19 protein-coding genes are annotated in these 18408 nt (G+C 41.6%); 6 read left to right on the top strand and 13 right to left on the bottom strand.

Translation table 11 applies throughout. The annotated features are described in order from the left end of the window. Nucleotides 1-18: 18 nt before the first annotated feature. The 7 genes from aroB to FY534_RS06600 all read right to left on the bottom strand — a co-directional run bounded on the left by aroB (nucleotide 19) and on the right by FY534_RS06600 (nucleotide 6660). Entirely contained in the window at nucleotides 19-1101 is a 1083-nt protein-coding gene (gene aroB / locus FY534_RS06630) for a 3-dehydroquinate synthase (protein ID WP_203115473.1), read from the bottom strand. Continuing rightward, on the bottom strand, nucleotides 1098-2255 hold the full coding sequence (aroC, locus tag FY534_RS06625) for a chorismate synthase (protein ID WP_072873218.1): 1158 nt from the start codon (nucleotides 2253-2255) through the stop codon (nucleotides 1098-1100). The genes aroB and aroC overlap by 4 nt, the downstream gene beginning before the upstream one ends. 15 nt (nucleotides 2256-2270) lie before the next feature. Beyond that, on the bottom strand, nucleotides 2271-3260 hold the full coding sequence (locus tag FY534_RS06620) for a zinc-binding metallopeptidase family protein (RefSeq protein WP_072873219.1): 990 nt from the start codon (nucleotides 3258-3260) through the stop codon (nucleotides 2271-2273). Beyond that, nucleotides 3257-4282, bottom strand: a complete 1026-nt coding sequence (locus FY534_RS06615; protein WP_203115472.1) for a M42 family metallopeptidase — start codon at nucleotides 4280-4282, stop codon at nucleotides 3257-3259. The genes FY534_RS06620 and FY534_RS06615 overlap by 4 nt, the downstream gene beginning before the upstream one ends. Next, nucleotides 4273-5331, bottom strand: coding sequence for a M20/M25/M40 family metallo-hydrolase (locus tag FY534_RS06610; RefSeq protein ID WP_072873250.1), 1059 nt, complete (start codon nucleotides 5329-5331; stop codon nucleotides 4273-4275). The genes FY534_RS06615 and FY534_RS06610 overlap by 10 nt, the downstream gene beginning before the upstream one ends. Nucleotides 5332-5344: 13 nt before the next feature. After that, nucleotides 5345-6343, bottom strand: a complete 999-nt coding sequence (locus tag FY534_RS06605) for an RluA family pseudouridine synthase (RefSeq protein ID WP_203115471.1) — start codon at nucleotides 6341-6343, stop codon at nucleotides 5345-5347. Nucleotides 6344-6480: 137 nt separating this feature from the next. After that, a complete protein-coding gene (locus tag FY534_RS06600; protein ID WP_370541564.1) occupies nucleotides 6481-6660 on the bottom strand; it encodes an H-type small acid-soluble spore protein in 180 nt (59 codons plus the stop codon). A gap of 125 nt (nucleotides 6661-6785) precedes the next feature. On the opposite strand from FY534_RS06600, the gene FY534_RS06595 reads away from it, so the two are divergent. Beyond that, nucleotides 6786-7769 carry an aldo/keto reductase gene (locus FY534_RS06595; RefSeq protein ID WP_072873223.1) on the top strand — a complete coding sequence of 328 codons (984 nt, stop codon included), beginning with the start codon at nucleotides 6786-6788 and terminating at the stop codon, nucleotides 7767-7769. Here FY534_RS06595 and FY534_RS06590 read toward each other — a convergent pair whose 3' ends face one another. From FY534_RS06590 to FY534_RS14610, 6 genes are all read right to left on the bottom strand, one after another. After that, a complete protein-coding gene (locus FY534_RS06590) occupies nucleotides 7770-8372 on the bottom strand; it encodes an NAD(P)/FAD-dependent oxidoreductase (protein ID WP_203115470.1) in 603 nt (200 codons plus the stop codon). Between the two features lie 212 nt (nucleotides 8373-8584). Continuing rightward, nucleotides 8585-9982: an MBL fold metallo-hydrolase gene (locus FY534_RS06585; RefSeq protein WP_203115469.1), complete on the bottom strand. Its 1398-nt coding sequence runs from the start codon at nucleotides 9980-9982 to the stop codon at nucleotides 8585-8587. A gap of 51 nt (nucleotides 9983-10033) precedes the next feature. Further along, the gene (locus tag FY534_RS06580; protein ID WP_203115468.1) at nucleotides 10034-10627 is read right to left on the bottom strand and encodes a helical membrane plugin domain-containing protein; all 594 of its coding nucleotides are present in this window, start codon (nucleotides 10625-10627) and stop codon (nucleotides 10034-10036) included. A 30-nt stretch (nucleotides 10628-10657) separates the two neighbouring features. After that, nucleotides 10658-11845: an FAD/NAD(P)-binding oxidoreductase gene (locus FY534_RS06575; protein WP_203115467.1), complete on the bottom strand. Its 1188-nt coding sequence runs from the start codon at nucleotides 11843-11845 to the stop codon at nucleotides 10658-10660. 334 nt (nucleotides 11846-12179) lie between these two features. Beyond that, nucleotides 12180-12668 (bottom strand): sulfite exporter TauE/SafE family protein, encoded by a 489-nt coding sequence (locus FY534_RS14615; protein WP_238413700.1) that lies wholly within the window; start codon nucleotides 12666-12668, stop codon nucleotides 12180-12182. Between the two features lie 3 nt (nucleotides 12669-12671). After that, nucleotides 12672-12827, bottom strand: coding sequence for a hypothetical protein (locus FY534_RS14610; RefSeq protein WP_238413699.1), 156 nt, complete (start codon nucleotides 12825-12827; stop codon nucleotides 12672-12674). Nucleotides 12828-13001: 174 nt separating this feature from the next. Between FY534_RS14610 and FY534_RS06565 the strand changes: the two genes are divergently transcribed. The 5 genes from FY534_RS06565 (at nucleotide 13002) to FY534_RS06545 (ending at nucleotide 17703) form a co-directional block, all read left to right on the top strand. After that, nucleotides 13002-14033: a sensor histidine kinase gene (locus FY534_RS06565; protein ID WP_072873228.1), complete on the top strand. Its 1032-nt coding sequence runs from the start codon at nucleotides 13002-13004 to the stop codon at nucleotides 14031-14033. A 49-nt stretch (nucleotides 14034-14082) separates the two neighbouring features. Continuing rightward, nucleotides 14083-14769: a response regulator transcription factor gene (locus FY534_RS06560; protein ID WP_203115466.1), complete on the top strand. Its 687-nt coding sequence runs from the start codon at nucleotides 14083-14085 to the stop codon at nucleotides 14767-14769. Between the two features lie 159 nt (nucleotides 14770-14928). Next, a complete protein-coding gene (locus FY534_RS06555; protein ID WP_072873230.1) occupies nucleotides 14929-16296 on the top strand; it encodes a cytochrome ubiquinol oxidase subunit I in 1368 nt (455 codons plus the stop codon). Further along, complete coding sequence (locus FY534_RS06550) at nucleotides 16293-17348, top strand: cytochrome d ubiquinol oxidase subunit II (protein WP_203115465.1); 1056 nt, start codon at nucleotides 16293-16295, stop codon at nucleotides 17346-17348. The genes FY534_RS06555 and FY534_RS06550 overlap by 4 nt, the downstream gene beginning before the upstream one ends. 31 nt (nucleotides 17349-17379) lie before the next feature. Next, nucleotides 17380-17703, top strand: coding sequence for an antibiotic biosynthesis monooxygenase family protein (locus FY534_RS06545; RefSeq protein ID WP_203115464.1), 324 nt, complete (start codon nucleotides 17380-17382; stop codon nucleotides 17701-17703). Nucleotides 17704-18408: the final 705 nt, after the last annotated feature.

Genomic DNA, 18408 nt, shown 5'->3' with positions numbered 1-18408 from the left:
ATTCTAGGGTCTGCTCAATCAGCGAGACTCATTATCCTGCCAAGCCAACCTGACCAGGTCTTTATCTATATTTTTTATAATTCTTACTTGGCCAATCCGTTCTGGTAAAGCAAAAGTCCAACCGTCCTGAGAGTTTTTCTTATCCAGTTGAAGATAAGGAATCAATTCATCAAAGGCCATTCCCTTGTCCTGAGTTGGTAAGCCATGCAGCTCCAAGCATTCAATGATTTTTTGTTTATCATCTTCACTGAGCAACCCTAATCGCTTTGCCAAATAGGATTCTACAGCTAACCCAATCGATATGGCCTCTCCATGAGACCAGCGGTATTCGCTTTTGGCTTCTACGGCATGGCCAATCGTATGTCCCGCATTGAGAACCATACGCCATTCTGCCTCTTGTTCATCCGCTTCAACCACGTCAATTTTTACTTGCATAGCTTGACTGAGCATGGTTATGGAGGCCGAACCTCCCGGATAGCTGCGGTACGGAGATTGGTAAAGCTCAGTAAACAGTTTTTCCGATCCGATAATGGCGTGTTTGATCACTTCTGCCATACCACTTGCCCAATCTCGCTGAGATAGGGATTCTAGCATTTCAACATCGTACCAGATAGCAACAGGGGAATAAAAAGATCCGACTAAATTTTTAGCATACTTTAAATTGACGCCAACTTTGCCTCCCAGACTACTGTCATGGGCTAACAATGTGGTCGGAGCTTGGATATAACGCAGGCCTCGCAGATAAGTAGCGGCTACAAACCCAGTCAGATCTCCTACCACACCACCCCCCCAAGCAACCAGCATATCTTCCCGACGAATTTGTAATTGAGCCAGTTTACTATATATCGTTTCAGCTGTTTCCAGAGACTTACTAGCTTCTCCAGCTGTCACGGTCAGCAAATGAGTCTCAGCCATTTGTTGCAAGGTTTCGAGAAAAATTTGAGTTTTTCGTGTCGAAACCACATGATGATCGGTCACAACAACAATTTTCCCGGGCTTCTTTTCCCCAGAAGGCCAATATTCAGCACAGCGTTCCAGTAACTGTTCGCCAATCCAAACAGGATAATGGCGACTTTTACTTCGCACCTCGAGTTTCATCATCGTTTTTCCACCATGGATTGGTATGCCGCGACTTGCGCTTGGATTTCACGCAAAGAGTCGCCGCTAAATTTGCGTAAAAATGCATCCGCAATAACAAAAGCCGCTACATTTTCACCAACAACCGATGCAGCAGGAACTGCGCAGTGATCTGATCTCTCCACCGCTGCCAGTTCCACTTCTTTCGTTTTCATATCAACACTGGCCAAGGGTTTATAGAGCGTCGAAATCGGCTTCATGGCCACGCGGATGACAATATCCTGACCGGTTGTCATCCCGCCTTCTATGCCACCTGCTCCATTCGAGGGACGCAGATAACGTGGAGCCTGATAAACAATGGCATCGTGTACTTGTGAACCAAATCTCCGCGCTGCTTCAAAACCAAGACCAATTTCAACACCTTTTATGGCTTGGATACCCATTAATGCACCAGCTAATTGGGCATCTAATTTGCGGTCGTTATGCACATGAGAGCCAAGTCCAGGTGGGCAACCGCGTACAATAATCTCAAAAATCCCGCCAACCGTGTCACCACGCTCTTTGGCTTCATCAATTTTAGCAATCATTTTGGCTTCAGCCACTTGATCAGCTGTTCGCACAGGAGAACGGTCAGCAGCATCTATTAATTGTTGAAAATCGAGTGTATCCGGTTTGGCTACTACACCGCCAATTTCCACTACATGAGCTGTAATTTCTATCTTAAAGAGTTCCAACAATTGTCTAACCAAAGCTCCAGCGGCCACGACGGTGGTTGTGTTTCTAGCGCTGGCTCGTTCCAGGATATTGCGCAAGTCTTCGTGATCGTACTTTAAACCTCCGGCAAGGTCAGCGTGCCCAGGCCGTGGGCGAGTAACTTCTTTTAAATTTTCTGGAGGATTTCCCCATACAGACATTTTTTCTATCCAGTTTTTAAAATCGCGATTGACAACTCGCATGGTAATCGGCGAACCTAATGTTTCTCCAAAACGAATACCGCTCGTTACTTCAACCGTATCTGTTTCAATCTGCATTCGTCTACCGCGTCCATATCCCTGTTGGCGTCGACGCAACTGTTCATCAATCTTTTCTTTTTGAATTGGCACACGGCTGGGCATGCCTTCAACAATCACTGTCAATTCAGGTCCATGAGATTCTCCTGCTGTCAGGTAACGAAGCACTATTTGCCCTCCTGTCTAAGCCTTCCACTGATTGGCTGCCGCAACAGCCCATTTGACGAGTGACTCGACATCACGAACATCAATCACTTGCGACAACTGGCCTGTATAGCGTGTCGGAATCGATAGACCACCTACCATTAAGCCTGCTTGTGACAAATGAATTTGTCCTGCATCCGACTGTCCTCCAGGCCATACTTCATGCTGAATGTTAATGCCAAGAGTTTCAGCAGCATCTTGCAAAACATTTTTGACACGTAATGGGGTTATGACGGTTCCGTCCATGATTTTTAACGCAGGTCCATGACCTAGACGCAAATCCATACGTTTTGCTTTTGGCATATCTCCAGCTGGAGCACTATCAATCACCAAAACGAGATCGGGTTGAAGAGCGAAAGCAGCCGTTTTGGCACCGCGTGCCCCCACTACTGATTGGGCACTGAAAACGAGAGTAACCTGTCTACCTTCGTCAGCCAATTGACGGAATGCATCTGCTGCAGCTACACAACCTGCACGATTGTCCAACGCGCGTCCCGACAAACGATGTTCACCCAGTTCAGCAAAGGGAACATCCAGTACAGCAGAAATGCCTATGGGAGCAAGATGGTAGGCTTCTTCTGCTGAATCCACACCGAGATCAATATACAGATCGTCAACACTTAAAGAGGTATTGGCGTCTTTCATTTCGCAACCGATTATGCCGCGCGTCTGATTGGTAAATCGAACGTGTTGCCCTATCAGCTGCTTGGCCTCCAGCGAGCCAATGGTAAGAAAGCGAAGGAAGCCGTTTTCTTCTATATGATTGACCATGATTCCAGGTTCATCTATGTGTGCTACGAGCGCCACATGCGGCCCAACACCATTTTTTCGTACAATCCCGTTGCCGAGCCTGTCAATCTCTGTTGAATCTGCAATGTCTTTAAAGGTGGCAAGAACGCTTGGTAAATGCGCCGCTTCACTTCCTGCAGGAATAACCATCTCCGACCATTGCTTGATGATATTTTTCATGAATGCCATCTTCCTTCCTGAATTTCAGTCAGAATTGCTGTAAGGAGTTGTAAGGCTGCTTGGTAGTCTTCGAGTGAAATAATTTGTGCAGGCGCATGAATATAGCGGACAGGTACAGATATAGCGCCACCAATCACACCTTCTCGGGCTTTTTGAATGGCTCCATAATCGTTTGAACCGCCTTTAACGCGTCGATATTGCCATGGGATGTTATATTTTTCTGCGGTGGCAATCATGAACTCCGTAAAACGTCGATCTGGCAGGGTGAGGCCATCTTGCAAAGTAAGGGCAGGTCCTTTGCCAAGTTGTGTGGCTTGATTGTGTGCCGGGGCGTCAACGACATCAAAACAAACAGTGCCTTCCAGAGCAATAGCGATGTCAGGCTTCAATCGATACGCTGCGGCTGTAGCCCCTCGCAGCCCTACTTCTTCTTGTACAGCGAACACTCCAGAAAGTCTCAACTGCCATTCTTTTTGCATCGTTTCCACCAACAACGCGCAACCAACGCGATCGTCAAACGATTTTGCTTTTGCTGCTCGTTCTCCCATTTCTCCATAAGTTGTCGCAAATACGGCTACATCTCCTGGTTGCACAACAGAAAGAGCGTCCTCTTTGGAAGAAGCACCTATATCGATGTAAAGTTGATACCAACCGAGTGGCTGCCGGCGTTCCTCCGGTTTTTGCAGATGAATCGGCTTACTGCCAATCACGCCAAAGTGTTTGCTATCTCCAATGACAACAGGTTTTGAAACGAGAACACGGGGGTCAATACCACCGATTGGACGGAAACGAAGTAAGCCGTTTTCCTCCACATGAACAATCATTAAGCCAATTTCGTCCATATGTGCGTCAATCATAATATGTGGACCTTGAGTATCTTGGTTTTGCTGTACAAAAAGATTGCCTAGAACATCCGTGAAAATGTGATTGTGCGACAGAGTCACTTCACTGCGAATGACATTACGAATTTCATTCTCGTAACCGGAGGGTCCCATAGCTTCAGTCAATTTTTTTAGTAGCATGAGTAGTCCTCCACTCTTTCCCAAGTTAATTGCGCTATATATTCGGCCAGTACTTTACCGCAATCGACAATATCTTGATAGCTGCCTGTTTCAACAGAGGTATGCATATAGCGAATAGCTATCCCAACCAGCCCTGTGGCAATTCCTTCCCTCGTAATTTGAAATGCCCGTCCGTCAGTACCTGTGGGACCTTGTGATAATTCTAATTGATAGTCAATGTTGTTTGCCTTCGCAGCTTCACTTAAATCCTGGAATACTTTAGGGTGGATGTTAGGTCCTTTGGCTATGGCTGGTCCTTTACCAATTTTGTAACTGAAGTCAGATGCCTGTCCGGGCATGTCAGCGAATGTCACATCAATGGCAATGGCTACGTCAGGAGCCTGGCCGTACCCCACTGTCGTTGCTCCTCGAACGCCTACTTCTTCCTGAACACTAGCAACAGCAATGACATCTGCCTGATGATGGTATTTTTTTAATGCCTCCAGACATTCCAGTATGACTGCTACGCTTGTTCGATTATCCAGTGATTTTCCGCTGTAGTGATGATGAAGCAGGGGCATAACACTGCGATGCAACGTAACGCGATCGCCCACACGGATCTCCGAGCGCACTCGTTCTTCTGGCATAGCTAAATCGATAAAAAGATCTTCTAATGGAGCAGCTTTTTTTTGTTCGTCTGGCGCTTGCAAATGGGGTGGTTTGCTGCCAATAATTCCATGCCAACGCTTGTTTTTTCCGTGCACCACCACTTCTTGACCAACGAGCGTCCTGGGATCAAAACCTCCTGTTTGCGCAACACGCAAGAAACCACCTTTGTCAATGAGGCTTACCATCAGTGCGATTTCATCCATGTGTGCAGAGAGCAGTACCCGAGGGCGTCTTCCACTTGATTGACCCTCTACGGTAGCAATCAAATTCCCCAGAGTATCCCGTTCAATTTTGGAAGTATATGTACGCATTGCAGATTCCACAATTTTGGCGACTTCCTCTTCAAAACCAGGTCCGCCATGTTCTTCTAATAAGCGAATGAGTGTATCCACATGTTTCATCAATTCGAGTTGCTCACTCCTCTCCTGTCAATAAATTTACTTTATCACTCGTATCAAATTGTACGCAATTTTTTGTCTCTATTTCTTTACTCGATCCGCCAAGCCATTCCCATAGTTCTATCATCTCTGAACGAGGTTCAGCAGTGACGCATACTGATTTTTCTAGAATAGGATGAAAAAAAGCGAGTTGATAGGCGTGCAGCATTTGGCGACTGGCCATCTTTGTATAAAAAGAACTCTCATCATCGTTCAGGGAAAGTTGACCGTAGTCCCTGTCGCCTATGAGAGGCATTCGGACGCTCGCCATATGTAGACGAATCTGGTGAGTTCGACCGGTTTCCAGTTCAAGCTGTACCAAAGCAGCTTGTTGCGTTTTTGCAAGTATAAAAAAATGAGTAATAGCTTCTTGGCCCATTTCTTCTTGAACGATTCTCTTTGAAGGACGTTCTGGATTTTGGGCAATCCGCGATTGAATAGTATACCATTGGTGTAGCGACAGATGGCTGGGAAAATAACAAATAGCCATATACGATCTTTTCAGTTGATGATTTCTTACTAACAGATCAAATAAGTGATGAATATGCGCGTGCTTGGCAAGCAATAGCAAACCGGAAGTGTCTCTATCCAAACGGTGTACACAATGGGGCACTAAGTGTTCAGACAGAAGATAATGACCGGCTGCTGCTAATGCAGATTTGTTTCTCTCACGAGCGGATGGATGTGATAATTGTCCTGCCGGTTTATTTATCACAAGAATGTATGGATCTTCGTAACAAACATCGATGGGCAAAGCTTCAGGTTGAACACTAGCAGATTCTTCCGGTAAAATGACTTCAATATGGTCTTCTTGGTAGACTTGTTCATAAAATTTCATGAATCGTCCGTTTACACACACTTTATTCTCATCGCGGAGCGTGCGCATCAATCGGTGGGAAACACCTAAAGATTTTTCCAGAATAGATTGCAAGCGCCTTCCTTGTTCGTTTTCCTTGACAATCCACTCTATTTTCATGTTTCTCACCTACTTTCGTTTCTGTGCATTGTAGCGGGTGAAAGGGTCTTTGGACAAGAGGATGCCTTCTTCAGAACACAAAAAAGCTGTCTCCCAGAAGAAGAAAACATCTGGGTGACAGCTTTTGGATAGAATCGTTAACCACGATGTTCTTCAAGTGCTGAAACATGAACGTCCCGTTCATTGTTCGGCTGATCGAGAGGATAAACTCGACACATTTCATTTTTTTCGTCTACGTGTTGAATGTAGATAGGAACACCTTGGCAAGTGACATGCACCATATCAGGCGATGAGGCTATTTCAACTGCACGTTGGATATGAATTTGAATCTTCTCCTTTCAAGAAATTAACTTTAACATTTACTGTAAATCAAAATTTATACGTTCGTTGATTCGTTGGCTTTCGCTTGTTCCAATAACAAAGAGAATGAGGTGTTTATCTAATGAACTATCGTGCGTTAGGTCATACGTCGCTTCAATTGAGCGAAATCAGTTTTGGAACATGGACGATTGGTGGAGATTGGGGAAATACTGACGATATTGAAGCGTTGCGCGCGCTGCAAGCAGCCATGGATGCTGGTGTGAATTTCTTTGATACAGCTGATGTATACGGTATGGGACACAGTGAAGAATTGCTTGCCAAAGCTACGCAGGGAAAAGAGCACAAGATCCATATAGCTACGAAATTTTGTCGATCCGGTGATATTTTAAATCCTGCTACCTATTCGGAAACATCCATTCGCCATTATTTAGAAGGAAGCTTGCGAAGGTTAAAAAGGGACTATGTGGATATTTACCAGATTCACTGTCCCCCCATGTTTATTTTAAAAGATGGATCAGTTTTTGAGGTATTGGAGAAATTGATGGATGAAGGAAAAATACGATATTACGGTGTAAGTGTAGAGACTGTCGAAGAAGGAATTTATACAATAGAACATTCGAATGCCAAAGCTTTGCAGGTCATATTTAATCTTTTCCGTCAAAAACCAATTGAATCCTTGTTTCCTCTCGCCAAGCAAAAGGGTGTGGGCATTTTAGCGCGCCTGCCGTTAGCCAGTGGGTTATTAACCGGGAAGTTCACCCCAGAACATCGTTTTTCAGAAAATGACCACCGTAACTTTAATGAACATGGGGAAAAATTTAATGTGGGCGAAACTTTTGCAGGGTTAGGATTTGTAAAAGGTGTAGAATTGGCGGAACAAGTGCGTTGGATTGCTGAAAATCGAGGCAATATGACAAGAGCTGCATTGCGCTGGATTCTTGATTTTGACGCAGTAACATGCGCTATACCTGGGTTTCGCACTACAGCTCAAGTGGAAGATAATTTAAAATCATTAGAGGTACCCTCTTTTTCAAAAGAAGAACACCAGCGCCTGGGAGAGTTCTATCGCATACAAGTCCAACCATGGATTCGTGGGGCCTATTAATCAATCATGCCACATAAAAGCTTTGCCTAAATGTTGACTTGCAATTTGTATACCTACAAAAGCACCTTGTCCAGAAGCAATGACCGTTTGACTGGGCAAATGAGCTAAGAGTCCAGCAATATACACATTTGGAATATGAGTACGGCCATTGTACTGGACACCTTCTACATATCGAATTTTACGGCTGGGAACGTGTTCATTCACAGCCAGTGAGAATCCTGAGTCTTCCAGTAATTGATAACCCAAATTAACAGACAAGACCAGATATGTTGTGGTAATAGGATTTTCCCACTCGTAATTTGTGGAAATTTTGTTAGGCTCCAAGAAGACTTTTTTTATTGGGCTATGTATATCTAGGGATGTAACCTGACCAGTCAGAAACTGCCCACCATATTTTTGAACTTGATGACGAGCTGCACTCAGCCATTCCTCTCCGGATATTCCTTCAACAATTCCTGGGAAATTCCAAATTTGTTTAACATCAGAGATTTGTGAATCTTCGTTATCTATGACTAGCGTTGAGAGTCCCGCTTTACTTGTAAAGAGTGCACAGCTTAATCCAGCTACTCCTCCACCTACTATTAATACATCGACATGTCTCATAGCGAATTCTCCCTCAATAAGATTTCTATTTTTATACTTATACCCTGTATAGTATCGTGAGGTTATTATACCACAAAAGCAGAATCCATATCCATTCATAAAAAAGAACTGTCCCTTGGTTAATCTGACATTCCCTCTGAACTCTCAGAGGATACAGATCACGTGTTGGGACAGCCTTATCTATTCACCTCAGTGATCGCAATCTTTACACCTTAATTTGTTCGAACCCATTCATCATATCCGCCCAATAGATTTTGAACATTCTTGATGCCCTTGGCTTGCAATATACTAGCTGCTATTGCCGATCTTCCGCCGCTCTTGCAATGGACAAGGATGGGTTTATCTGACGAAAGCTCATGGAGACGTTCATCTAAATGTCCCAGCATAATGTGTTTAGCTTCCGACATATGTCCTTCATCCCATTCATTTAGGTTTCGGACATCTAATACCTGTACTTCACCACTTAAAACTCGAGATTTAGCTAATTTTGGATCAACATTTTCGTATGATTCCATGTTCAATCCCGATTCATGGATGACTTTAGGATCCATTGCGGCTACGACATGATCAAGTCCAATCGACTGAAGAGATTCTAACACTTCTGGAAGTTGCTTTTCACTGGCGAGTAAGTAAATAGGAACATCATAGGAAATGAGCCATCCTGCCCAATTCACGAAAGATTTATTAAATGGAATATTCAAAGTACCTGGAAAATGACGTTCAGCAAACAATTTAGATGGTCTGGTATCAATAACTACACCTTTTTCCAGCCAATCATTCACTTTATGTCCATCTGTGGATTCTATCTTAGGCTCATTGATATCTGACAATAAAGGTGGTCCTTCTTTATTTAGTTTTTTCATCATGGCAAAATACTTGGGTGCCTCAGGTTGGCCAGTTAATAACGCCTGTACAAAATCTTCCTCGTTATCATATTGCAATGCCCAATTGACCATTTTTTCATAGCCAACCGTACTTGAAGGGACCGCACCAAGAGCTTTTCCGCATGCACTGCCCGCACCATGAGCAGGTAGTACTTGGATAAAATCGGGCAATGTTTTGAATCTCTGAAGAGATTGAAACATTTTTCTTGCCAATGCATCAGATGTACCTTTTTGTCCGGCAGCTTTTTCCAACAAATCCGGTCTTCCTACATCTCCCACAAAAACAAAATCCCCTGTAAAAATGGCTAAAGGCGCAGTCGCCTTTGATCCACCGTCGGTTACTAAAAATGAAATATGTTCAGGAGTATGACCGGGCGTATGCATAACTTCAAAACGAATATTTCCAATGTTAAATTGACTACCGTCTTTCAATTTTTCTGAAGGATATTCTTCTAGAAATTCATATCGCCAGCCTTCTCCACCTTCATCGGAGAGATATAAGGTAGCCCCTGTTCTTGCAGCTAATTCGCGTGCACCCGAGATAAAATCAGCATGAATGTGCGTCTCCGTAGCACCTACGATTCGTACACCTTCTTTTTGGGCTAGCTCTAAGTAGGGCTTGACATCACGTGCAGGATCAATAACAATCGCTTCTCCTGTGGCTTGGCACCCCACTACGTAAGAGGCATGCGCTAACTTTTCATCATAAAAATATTTCAGTAGCATGTTCAACTCACTCCGATTCTCTTGAAAATGTGAAATCATAAAGTGCAAGAACTACTTATTTTGAGACGATACATTGCGCTCACCTATGACAGTCAAAATTTCCTTTATGATATGCAACCCTTTTTGCATAGTAGGATCTTTTACTAATTTCATCAGCGAGAATACAGACAGCGTTGATTGATCTTTAGCTGCTCTTTGTTGGGCTTCCTTTACAATAGAGACACCATCTTGAATTTTAGAACGCCACGGTTCTACGATGTCATTGATTCCATTTGTTAAATATTCTATCGACTGTTTATCTGTGACAAAAGATTCTACAATATCTATTGCCAGTTCCATCTGTTGGACATATTTTGCTAGTTTTGGCAGTTTGTCTAGCAAAATGAACGCAGATTCAAGCGTATCTCGATTGAGGTGAATTGGTGGTAAGTCTGTTTTTATTCCATTCAAAAGATAATCCATGGAATCTCCGTCTTTAAAAACTTCATTTGCAAAAGATAGCATGCGGTCAAGAGCATCATATTTCTCCATTATGTTTGGTAGCTTTTCCAAAGCCTTGACAAGGCTTGATTGAATTTCTGGATTAGACAGAATGTCTGTCAATGAATCTTGTGTTCTACGTGTAACCTCTTGTTCAACTGACATGAAGTCCCCTCCTTTCTCCATGACTTTCTTTTACATCAATCCCTTAAGCATGCCATCCCAGTAGATGACGGGAAGTAATTCCTTTTTGAGTAAATACATACTCCATCTTTCTTTACCTTGATCAAACGGAAAAGTTTCATAGGGTTCATTATTGTAGTCAAATTCAGCAAGAATGAGGCTTCCATAGCCAGTAACTAAAGGGCAAGAAGTATAACCGTTATACTCCTTCACCACGGGTTGTTTCTCCATAAGGCTAAGAAGATTAGCTACAAGAACGGGAGCTTGTTTGCGTACCGCTGCCCCTGTTTTCGAAGTGGGTAAACTCGTACAATCTCCGATACCAAATATATTTTTAAATCGATTGTGCTGTAAGGTAAATTTATCTACATCTACCCAACCATCTGCATTTGCCAAAGGACTGGATTTGATAAAATCAGGAGCGCTCATGGGCGGAACTACATGAATCATTTCATAAGACATTTCAACATGCTGCTTGGTATCTAAGTTTTCAAATACGGCTATCTTTTCTTGACTACGAATCTCTATTAAATTGTGTTTAAAATGTGTTTCAATCTCTTTGCGCGCTATCACTTGATTTAACGAATCAGCATATTTTTTAACGCCAAAAATAGTTCCTCCGCCAGACACAAACATAACTTTCGACTTACTGCGTACCTTGTTCTTCCGAAAATAATCGTCAGCTAAATACATGATCTTTTGTGGAGCTCCACCACACTTAATTGGTGTATTGGGGGCTGTAAATATTGCGTTTCCACCTTTAAAATTACGCAAACTTTCCCAAGTGCTGTTGACATAGTCATACGAATAGTTACTACATACTCCATTTTTGCCTATCGATTCTTTGAGACCTTTAATTTTATGCCAATCAATTTGAATACCAGCAGCGACCACCAGATAGTCGTATGAAAGAGATTTTCCAGAATCTAAGATGACTTGATTATTTTCAGGAAGGAATTCTTTAACTGCCTCTTGAATCCAAACAGCTCCTTCAGGAATGACCGAAGCTTCTTCGCGTTCCGTTACTTCACGCTGAGCAACACCACCTCCAACCAGCGTCCATAGAGGTTGATAATAATGCTTTGTAGCGGGATCAATAATAGCAACCTGCCCAGAAATCCCCTTGTTTTCTCGCAATAATCTCGCTGCTACACTAATTCCTCCGGTACCGCCGCCTACAATGGCAATTTTATAATGCATACGCTTTCACTCCATTCTAATGATTTTTTCTGATTAAATACAGGATAGGGTATTACGAATAGCATTAAAGTATGGCAAGATGTCTTTACTGAATAACGTACACCTCATCATGCCAATTCTGTATCAGGGAAATCCCTGATTGTTCGTGAGTTTCAAATGTTTAGTTTAATCAGATTATTTTCATAAATAATGAGGTGCTATTTTCTAAACCATAGAATACAATGTTCAAAGGTGCAGGGCTTGTACATTTAATACCAACATATAGATGGCGACCACAAAAACCACACCAGAAAAATATAATTTAAAGTTCGACGTTTTGAACTGAGTCGAGAAGCTAAAACGGTTCCAACAATTCTCCTACCATTCCGCCTGCGATGTATTCTATGACAACCCACCAGTTGACAAGGCCTGAAATACTATAATTTATAGCGGTAGTTAGTCCAAAAGTTCCAACTGAGAAGAGTGAAGAGCCAATAGCATCAATCATTGGTAAACCTGCCGAAAACATTAGACCAGGAACAATGAGAAAACTACCACCGATACCAAAAAATCCTGATGTAAAACCTACGGCCATCCCAATCATGATGATTTTGAAAACATTCGCTTGATTTTGAACATGTAAAGTATCTTCCGCCTGATGTTTTTTGGGCATAATCATTCGAATAGCCATGATAATTATTAGAATCGCAAACAAAAATAAAATTTGATTATCAGGTACCCATTTGCCTACGGCTGAACCAGCATAGGCTCCAATTGCACCTGGAATAGCAAATTGTACTGCAATTTTCCATTTTACATGTTGGTGTCTAGCGTGAGGTATCAATTTTTAAAATGCATTTACAGCAACTGCAAATGCTGTACTACCAATGACCACATGTGGATCGCCAATTCCTACTACGTAAAGCAATAGTGGAACAGCTAAAATGGATCCCCCACCACCGAGCAATCGTAAAGAAAATCCAACAATTCCTCCAGACAACACAGCAAGAAAAATTTAAATGGCCGTCAAAAAAACACTCTCCTCTCATGAGCAGAGTGTATGATGAAAGCAAGTTATAAAACATCAGAGAAAACTCTGATTATGTTCTTATGAAGAATAGGATAGAATTTAATCTAATTCATAGATATTGGAATTTATCATATTGGAGTGTGTCCTATGAAATCTAGCATCGAAGACGAGAATTCTAGACTTCGAGAACTATTTAATTTATTGAACGATGGAATTATAGTCATGGATAAGAAAAGAATTATTGTATTTATTAATCCTTCGGCCACACGTATGACAGGCTGGGAAGTTGGAGATATCATTCCATATTGCTTATATTGCCAGCAGAGAAAAGTGGAACCAGGAGAAGAAAGATGTTTTTTAGCCAGTCAACCTAGGCAAAGTTATTTTGAATCCGATCTACCAACTAAAATGGGTACTTTTGTACCTGTTGGAATGAGTAGAACTTTTTTGTCCACTCCTAATAATACTTCTTCACGTGATATGGTGATTACCATTCGGGATGTTACTATTGAGCGTCAAGCAAAGGAATTGGAAACACGAGCTCAATTAAATCAAAGAACCTTGGAAGTACAAGAAGAAGAGAGAAAAAGAATTTCTCAAGAATTACATGACAGTATTTCACAAACTTTATATGGCATTGATTTAAGTCTGGACCATCTCAAACGAAATGCTCCAATCCATCTTCAGAAGAGAATTGAGGAAATTAGAAAACAAGTGAAGTTATGCTCAGACGAAGTACGAGCTATGTCTCGAGATTTATATCCTGCTGTTCTTTACGACCTTGGACTTACAGCAGCCATTCGCATGCTAGCTGAACAAATGTCGTCCCATCGACGCGAAATAAAAGTTGTGATTGATAACAACTGGATTCACGATGATTTAAATCGAAGTGCCGTACACGTATATCGCATTGTACAAGAAGCTTTGCATAACGCTATTTTACATGGAAAAGCGACTCAAATTTCTATTTCTCTCTCTTGCAATCATATGTGTAAAGTGACTATTTTCGACAATGGTATGGGATTTCATATGGACAAAATCAAAAATAGTACAGGATACGGTTTAAAGAACATCAAAGAACGCGTGTCCGCATTACAGGGGGAATGGAACATAGATTCGTTACCTGGAAAGGGTACAAAGATAGAAGTCCAATTTCCGAATCCAATGATACTTTCTTAATTTCAACTTTTTCAAAATAAAAATAAACATAAAAAAGGGATGACACTGAATGGGAACTATAAAAGTGGTTATAGTGGACGATCATACACTGGTTCGACAAGGACTGCGTCTCATTTTTGAAGGAGTATCTGATATTACTGTAGTTGGAGAAGGAACTTCTGGCGATGAAGCTCTTATATTAGCTGAGCGATTATCTCCTGACGTGATTTTAATGGATGTTCATATGCCACTCGGTCTAGATGGGATTACGGCTGCAAGGCACATTCGTGAAATGTCTCCTCAAATTCGCATTATCATGTTAACGATGTTTGATGATGATATACACGTTGAACGTATGCTAGCTGCTGGAGTAGATGGGATATTGTTTAAACACGATGATAGTACTGAAATTTTAGAAGCTGTGCGTAAGGGTACGGTTAGGAATCCTTATTTACCCAAACGTCTATCTCAAGAGACAATCAATCGGATTTTGCACAAATCTAAGGCAGAAAATTTTTTCCATGAACTTTCTCCTCGAGAGACAGAAGTTTTGATTTTATTAGCCAATGGATTTACTAATAAGGAAATTTCTAAACGACTTCATATTAGCGTCAAAACAGTAGAAACACATCGTTCTAATATTATGAAAAGACTAAATCTAGAATCACGTGCTGAACTTGTCAATTATGCCTTAAAAAATGGATATATTGAATCTCTTCTCTTCCTGGATGATCCTTCTTCACATCCTCAAACCTAATGTATAGCGTCCATCGATTGATCCGATTCTCCATTCCGACTCCACATTACTCATGTAATTTAAACTCTGTACGTATATCAGGAACTTCCCTGATATCCTGAAACTTCTCCTCAGAGCTACAATGAATATGCTGGATAAGCAAAGAGGAGTGTGACGAGTATGTCTGATTTAACCCTTGCACGAACTTTATTCGGTGTAACATTAGGCTATCATATTACTTACGCTACGCTTGGTGTGGGAATTCCATTTTTAATTTTTTTGGCTGAAATAATGGCTGCCAAAAAAAAGGACACAAGTTATCAACTATTTGCCAAACGACTTACTCGTGTGGCTGTTTTGCTGGTAGGTGTTGGTATTGTAACGGGTACAACAGTAGCAGTTATGCTCTCCGTTCTATGGCCAAAGTTTATGGCTGTTGTCGGACAAATCATTAACATCCCTTTTGAATTGGAAATTTTCGCTTTTATTATGGAATCACTATTCCTTGCTATTTATGTTTATGGTGCTGATAAAATTAGTCAACGTACACGGATTTTTGCTAGTCTTGGAGTTTCTATTGGTGCGGCGCTATCTGCACTTTTAGTTACGGATGTCAATGCCTTTATGAATACACCGACAGGTATAAAATGGGATAACGGAAAAATATTATACGCTAATCCCTGGAAAGCTATGATTAACCCATCCATGCCAGAAGAACTAGGTCATGTATTAACATCGGCTTATATGGCCGTAGCTTTTGTCTTTGCTGCAGTTGCCGCTGTATCTCTACTGAAAAAGGGATTGAGTGAGTTTGAACAACGTTATCACCGGCAGAATTTAACTCTCACTATGTTGGTTGGTGGGATAGCAGGAATTTTAACGGCTTTTTTTGGAGATGCATCCGGGAAAATGATGGCCACTTATCAACCTGAGAAATTAGCTGCAGCAGAAGGGTTGTTTCATACAACCCGTTACGCGCCTTTGGTCATCGGCGGTATAGTCAACGTGCATCAGCAAAAAATTATAGGTGGAATTCCTATCCCTGGCTTCTTGAGCTGGCTTGCAACCATGCACTTTAATAGACCTGTAATAGGATTGGATGCTTTTGCAAGATGGACCTGGCCAGATCTCATCCCTGTTCACCTCATGTTTGATGCTATGGTTGGTATAGGAACTTTTTGTATTCTTCTTTCTATGATTTATTTCTATTTTAAATGGAAGAAGATCAACTTACTTTCTGCACGCTGGTTTCTAAAACTTATCGTTTTTTCTGGATTTTTAGCTATGGCTGGCATTGAAGACGGCTGGATTTTTGCAGAAGAGGCACGACAACCTTGGATTATCTACAATCTGATGACTGTCAGAGAAGCAGTTACTACTGCCCCTGGAATCGGCTGGATGTTTGGTGGGTTTATGGCTCTTTTTACAGTGCTTCTCATAGCAACCGTATGGTCACTGCGCGTCTATTTTAAGAAACACACTGTTTGTGAGTCCGAGCCATCTGAATCATTCATCCATACGTCTGCTACAAAGGGCGTGAAAGCATGACCATTCTGATTATGGGAGCATGGTTTTTTTGGCTGCTGGTCTTTGTTTACTCTATTCTAGGGGCTATAGATTTTGGTTCAAGTTTTTGGCGATGGTTTTTTCATATGAGAGGATTTGCATATGCGGAATCAGTAGCATCGACATACCTATCACCAACTTGGGAATTAATTAATGCCTTTCTGATTGTCATTCCGGTTGCCTTAGTAGGATTATTTCCTAAAGCTGCATTTACTTACGGCACAATACTTGCCCTTCCTGCTACCCTGTTATTAATTTTACTATCCTTACGTGGAGCTTATTTACAGTTTGGATATGCTTCTCAACGGTTTCAAACGCATACCCTATTTGTTTCTGGTTTGACAGGCCTTTTGCTGCCTGGCATGTTTATTGCGTTACTTCCTCTTTCACAAGGAGGGTATATAAGCCTTATTGACGGTCATCTGATATTTCATGTCAAAATGTTTTTTACAAGTATTTCTGTATACCTATATATGGCCTTTGGTGTAGCACTATCCCTTTACCTTTCTGCACTTTTTCTTGCACGCTATGCTCAGCAGGCAGAACAATGGAGCGCTTATTATCGCTTTGTTTCCGGCGCTCGATGGATAGGGTCTGTTAGTCTGTTTTTAGGAGCCAGTGCTCTATTTTATCCTACTCCACACGGCATGCATCTGATGGAAAATGGATTACGCCACCCAACTTTTATATTTTTAATGGTAGGATCTCTCCTCGCCTTTTTACTCAGTTACAGTTTGATTCTTTCTACTCGACGCGATCGAAAAATATCAAATATGAGAGCTTTATGGCAACTTGGATTGGCCTTGGCACAAGTTGTTTTATCTCAACTTGGTTATGCTATTGCTCATGCTCCGTATCTGTTATACCCATATTTAACCTTTCAATCATCGTCTTCAAATTCTTTAATGTTTCGCTCGACACTCCTCGTATTATTGTTAGGTTTAGTCGTGTTGAGTCCTTTATTGCTTTGGTTTAGACGATTATTTATCGTCGATGCTGAATATGTGGCCACGCACATGAAAGAACGACATTAAACTTATTGAGATGAGGAAAGGAGACAGTATGATGACAAAGTCAAAAACCATTGTTTCAAATACACCTAGGCCCCCCTACTATTCCGTCATCCTAACGGTTGTTCCCGGTGAGGATTTAAGTGGATACCATGAAATGACAGAAGAGATTATTCAAGCTGCATCTGAACAAGAAGGATTTCTTGGAATAGAGAGCGCTGAAGATGAACTTGGAATTATTGTTTCCTACTGGGATTCTCTTGCTTCCATCGAAGCCTGGAGTCGAAACGCTTTTCATCAGTTTGCAAAATCAAAAGGAAAATCTATATGGTATCAAAAATTCCGCACTCGCATCTGTAAAGTTGAACATGAGTATTAAAAATTTATTTTAATAGAAAAATGTTTCTATAACTCTTTTCGACTGCTTGAGGAGTGTGGTAAAAGTTATTCCCATACACACTCCTCTTTCTAATCTAAACCTTTGTTATATGGATAGCACCATCAAAATAAAGCAAAACCACCGCTAAGACAATTTGTCAATTTGCCAAAAGGCATGCTGAAGAGTCCGTTCAGCCATTTGTGAAATGTTGTCTTGAGCAGCAATCCGCTAGTTACAGTTTTGAATCCATGGTCTTCATCTGCTTATTCATATTCAGGATTTTTTGTACAACAAGGTAGCCTGTGGCTACCCAAAACAATACTCCATCAACGAAAACTGCCACAGTTGCCACAAATCACGCAATCAAAAGTCTTCCAGAAAGAGGATACCGCAATAAAGCGCCTTTCCAAATCGTTTCAATAATCGAGTTGGCAAGAACCAACTCATCTTCTGTAACAAGAAGTGGAATAACAACTATCCAACTAACGTTGGTCCATGGAGTTAAATACCCTGCGACAAGAACAAGTTAAAAAAACACCAGCATGAGTAATGCTTGTACTGCGTAAAGCAGTGGAATTTTCCATAAACACGATACCCAGCAACACATCCGTAGCAATCAATATATTGATATGGAGCACGTTCAACTACGTTTCCTACAACTGGTTCAAGCAGAACACCTTGTAACCCAAATGCAATTCAGAACCT

Origin of the sequence: Alicyclobacillus sp. TC, assembly GCF_016804365.1 — a bacterium.
Taxonomy (GTDB): domain Bacteria; phylum Bacillota; class Bacilli; order Alicyclobacillales; family Alicyclobacillaceae; genus Alicyclobacillus_I; species Alicyclobacillus_I tolerans.
Note: the sequence above shows the minus strand (reverse complement) of the source record. Positions and strands in the feature narration are given on the sequence as shown.

Excerpts from the sequence above, each read along its gene's own strand:
- FY534_RS06620 (WP_072873219.1), bottom strand. The coding sequence starts at position 3,260 with ATGAAAAATATCATCAAGCAATGGTCGGAGATGGTTATTCCTGCAGGA.
- FY534_RS06610 (WP_072873250.1), bottom strand. The coding sequence starts at position 5,331 with ATGAAACATGTGGATACACTCATTCGCTTATTAGAAGAACATGGCGGA.
- FY534_RS06545 (WP_203115464.1), top strand. The coding sequence starts at position 17,380 with ATGACAAAGTCAAAAACCATTGTTTCAAATACACCTAGGCCCCCCTAC.
- FY534_RS06575 (WP_203115467.1), bottom strand. The coding sequence starts at position 11,845 with ATGCATTATAAAATTGCCATTGTAGGCGGCGGTACCGGAGGAATTAGT.
- FY534_RS06595 (WP_072873223.1), top strand. The coding sequence starts at position 6,786 with ATGAACTATCGTGCGTTAGGTCATACGTCGCTTCAATTGAGCGAAATC.
- FY534_RS06615 (WP_203115472.1), bottom strand. The coding sequence starts at position 4,282 with ATGCTACTAAAAAAATTGACTGAAGCTATGGGACCCTCCGGTTACGAG.
- FY534_RS06590 (WP_203115470.1), bottom strand. The coding sequence starts at position 8,372 with ATGAGACATGTCGATGTATTAATAGTAGGTGGAGGAGTAGCTGGATTA.
- FY534_RS06565 (WP_072873228.1), top strand. The coding sequence starts at position 13,002 with ATGAAATCTAGCATCGAAGACGAGAATTCTAGACTTCGAGAACTATTT.
- FY534_RS06585 (WP_203115469.1), bottom strand. The coding sequence starts at position 9,982 with ATGCTACTGAAATATTTTTATGATGAAAAGTTAGCGCATGCCTCTTAC.
- FY534_RS06605 (WP_203115471.1), bottom strand. The coding sequence starts at position 6,343 with ATGAAAATAGAGTGGATTGTCAAGGAAAACGAACAAGGAAGGCGCTTG.
- aroB (WP_203115473.1), bottom strand. The coding sequence starts at position 1,101 with ATGATGAAACTCGAGGTGCGAAGTAAAAGTCGCCATTATCCTGTTTGG.
- FY534_RS06560 (WP_203115466.1), top strand. The coding sequence starts at position 14,083 with ATGGGAACTATAAAAGTGGTTATAGTGGACGATCATACACTGGTTCGA.
- FY534_RS06580 (WP_203115468.1), bottom strand. The coding sequence starts at position 10,627 with ATGTCAGTTGAACAAGAGGTTACACGTAGAACACAAGATTCATTGACA.
- FY534_RS06550 (WP_203115465.1), top strand. The coding sequence starts at position 16,293 with ATGACCATTCTGATTATGGGAGCATGGTTTTTTTGGCTGCTGGTCTTT.
- FY534_RS06555 (WP_072873230.1), top strand. The coding sequence starts at position 14,929 with ATGTCTGATTTAACCCTTGCACGAACTTTATTCGGTGTAACATTAGGC.